2 protein-coding genes are annotated in these 3664 nt (G+C 46.1%); one reads left to right on the top strand and one right to left on the bottom strand.

What is annotated here, in order from left to right:
* Positions 1-126: 126 nt before the first annotated feature.
* Entirely contained in the window at positions 127-579 is a 453-nt protein-coding gene (locus F6J99_RS43205) for a hypothetical protein (RefSeq protein ID WP_293123140.1), read from the bottom strand.
* A gap of 108 nt (positions 580-687) precedes the next feature.
* Here F6J99_RS43205 and F6J99_RS43210 point away from each other — a divergent pair.
* Positions 688-3664: caspase family protein (locus F6J99_RS43210; protein WP_293123143.1), on the top strand; the 2977-nt coding region annotated here is incomplete at its 3' end.

Raw genomic sequence — 3664 nt, forward strand, 5'->3', positions numbered from 1 at the left:
CCCGATCTCCCCATCTCCCCATCTCCCCATCTCCCCATCTCCCCATCTCCCCATCTCCCGATCTCCCCATCTCCCGATCTCCCCATCTCCCCATCTCCCCATCTCCCGACTCCCAAATTGGGTACTTTACTTTTTAGAAGTCCCTAAAAACTGTTTCAGTTTTTCCAAGGGTAATTGTTTCACAGCTGCTTCTGGTTGTTCTGTACGACTGACAACAATCACAATATTATTAATTTGTTGGTCATAGCCTGTAGGTGATGACTTAGGTTTATGTCCTCTCATTATCGTAGAGCTAGGTTTATTGACTGGCTGGATTTCCGCTGTTGTTGGGAGATAGTCTGGGGGAATATCAACCGTAGTGTCAAGTTGGTTGTAATAAGTTTGGTAACGTTGATTTAACTCAGGATTGGCTGCAATTATCTCTAGCAGCTTGGGTTTGGTATACCTCTCCCAGGCCAAAGGTTGGGCATCAAGTTGATCGCCAATTTCTTTGATGCTCTTATTATCACCTTGACTCAAGGGTGTGTCTAAATCGGTCAGAGCAAGTAAAAACGCTAATAGGGTTTTGTTGGTATTCATCAGCCACTGCTACTACTTCAATCATTATCTTTATACACGAAGGATCAGCCTAGTTCCCGAAATTGTGATAGTATGTTACCCTAATAAAAGTTTCAGAACCTCGCTCCAATGAGACCGCAATGGGAAGCCCTAATTGTTGGGATTAACCGTTATCCAGAATACACCAACTTTAACGACTTGACCGTTGCGGCATTAGATGGGGAAAATGTCGCTCAACGATTAGAGCAGTATGGCTATGAACCGTTTCGGATTCAAGACTTACCCCTTGGGTTGACCCAAAAAGGAGCAGGGGGACCATCCAGCACAGGACTAGTAAAATTAGAGGAATTAAGGTCAGCAGTCGCTAATCTGTTTAATCCTCCTCCTCCCAACCAACCTCCAGAAACCGGCCTATTCTTCTTTTCAGGCCATGGCTGTAGACAAGAGGTGGATGGTATTGAGGAAGTTTTCTTAGTGACAAGTGATGCCTTTCCTGATGTGGGAATTTATGGCTATCCTCTGCGGGAGTTGGGTGAGCAAATCGCAACTAGCCCAGTCAAACAGGTAGTGATTTGGTTAGATTGTTGCTACAGTGGCGAGTTACTAAGCTTGCTCCCATTTATCCCAACTGATAAAGCTTACTGCTTGATTACTGCTACTCGTTCCTTTGAACCGGGAGTAGAGATTAGCCATGAACAAGGAGTATTTACCAGGGAGTTACTGGCAGGATTAAATCCGGAAAATCACCCGGATGGTATTGTTACTAGTCATAATTTGGCCTTGTTTATTGAGCAGCGGATGTCAAGGACTGGACAACGTCCTTTAATCGCTAACTCTGAACAAGCCATTCTACTGACTAGCCTGTTTCCGAAACTGAGCTTTCAGGATAAGTGCCCCTATCGGTCTCTGTCTTATTTTACCGATAAACCAGAGGATGCTCTGGTGTTTTACGGTCGTTCTCAGTTGACCCAGCAGTTAATTGAGCGAGTGAAAACTAAAGACCGTCTGCTGGTAGTGTTAGGAGCTTCCGGCAGTGGCAAGTCTTCCTTACTCAGGGCAGGCTTATTGTATCAGCTGAAGTTAGGTCAGGCAATTGTTGGAAGCGATCGCTGGCATTATCTAGAACCTTTCTCTCCGGGTGTTGCACCAAAGCAAAGGTTACAGGAGGTGCTGGAGTTGGGAAAGCTTTTAGAGAAAAACGGAGGCAATTCTAGTCTTACTCTAGTAGCGACTTCTGAACCGGTGGTCATGATTATTGACCAGTTTGAAGAGTGCTTCACTATGAGTCAACCTCACCAACGGCTGGAATTCTTTAACGGTTTAATTGAATTATTAGAGCAGAAAGACAATCTAATTGTGTTAATCGCTATGCGCTCTGACTTTCGGGGGCGGTCGCGAAAGTATCCTCAATTTGTTGAAAAGATCAATAGACCATACATCAATGTTGACCAGTTGAACCGTCAGGAAATTGAAGAAGCGATCGCACTACCAGCTGAATTAGTAGGATTAGGGATTGAGGGGAGATTAAAACAGCAACTGATTAACGATGTCGAAGATTATCCAGGTAGCCTTCCCCTGCTCCAATATACTCTGACGGAATTATGGAAACAGTCAAGACAGCAGCAGGAAACGTTTTTACGGTTAGAAACCTATCAACAGTTAGGGGGAATTGAGGGAACTCTGGAAAAGAAGGCAAATCAGGTATTTGATAGTCTCTCAGCGGAAGAACAAACTGTGGCTAGGCGTTTGTTGTTGGAATTAACTCAAGTGGGAGAGACTCTCGATACCCGTAGACGAGTACGCCTGGGGGAGTTAGTCAATTCTCATCACAGTTTAGAACTGCTCGATGCTGTTAGCCAGACCTTAGCCAGTTCAGACAACCGCTTGATTACTAGAAGTCATGAGGAAAATTCCCAGGATGTGGTTTTGGATGTGGTGCACGAAGCCTTGATTCGCCACTGGGGAAGGTTGGTGGAGTGGAAGCAGACTTACACAGAAGCGATGGTGATCGAAAGCAAGCTGGAAGCGGCGGCAGAAGAATGGCAGGAGAAGGGAAAGAAGCGCGATGATGCGGGTCTACTGTTGCTTGGGGGGAGGTTAGTAGAAGCCCAGGAGTATTTAAGAAAGTATGGTGAATTGGGGATGTTGAATGGGTTGGCCGAGGAGTATATTGAGGTTAGCCGTCACAAGCACAAGCAAATCACCCGTAACCGCAGGTTAGTAGCGCTAGGGTTTATTGGTGTGTTGGTATTGGGGACAGTTGCTTCAACGGTTTTTGGATTGGAGTCTCGTAAGCAGGCGAGAAAGGCAGAAGAAAGTGAAATTAAAGCCCTGAATCAATCTTCAGAACTCTTGTTTACCTCAAAGCAAGCCTTTGATGCTCTAAAAGAGAGTTTAAGGGCAGTAGGAAAACTCCAAAAGGCAAAAAGGGTAAAAGGTGATACTAGAATACAAGTGATCGCTAAGTTGCAGCAATCTCTCTATGGCGTCAACCAGTATAATAGCCTGGATAAACATACTGATACTGTCACTAGCGTCGCCTTTAGCCGAGATGGCCAGACTATCGCTTCTGCTAGTTGGGACAACACCGTGAAACTATGGAATCTACAAGGCAAACACCTGCACACCCTCACTGGACATAGCGAACCTGTCACTAGCCTCGTCTTTAGCCGAGATGGCCAGACTATCGCTTCTGCTAGTTTGGACAACACCGTGAAACTATGGAATCTACAAGGCAAACACCTGCACACCCTCACTGGACATAGCGAACCTGTCACTAGCCTCGTCTTTAGCCGAGATGGCCAGACTATCGCTTCTGCTAGTTTTGACAACACCGTGAAACTGTGGAATCTCAAAGGCAAACCCCTGCACACCCTCACTGGACATAGCGAACCTGTCACTAGCGTGGCCTTTAGCCGAGATGGCCAGACTATCGCTACTGCTAGTTGGGACAACACCGTGAAACTGTGGAATCTCAAAGGCAAAGACCTGCACACCCTCACTGGACATAGCGAACCTGTCAATAGCGTGGCCTTTAGCCGAGATGGCCAGACTATCGCTTCTGCTAGTTGGGACAAGACTGTGAAACTGTGGAATCTCAAAGGCA

It is taken from the genome of Moorena sp. SIO4G3 (assembly GCF_010692305.1).
In the GTDB taxonomy this organism is placed as follows: Bacteria; Cyanobacteriota; Cyanobacteriia; order Cyanobacteriales; family Coleofasciculaceae; genus Moorena; species Moorena producens_A.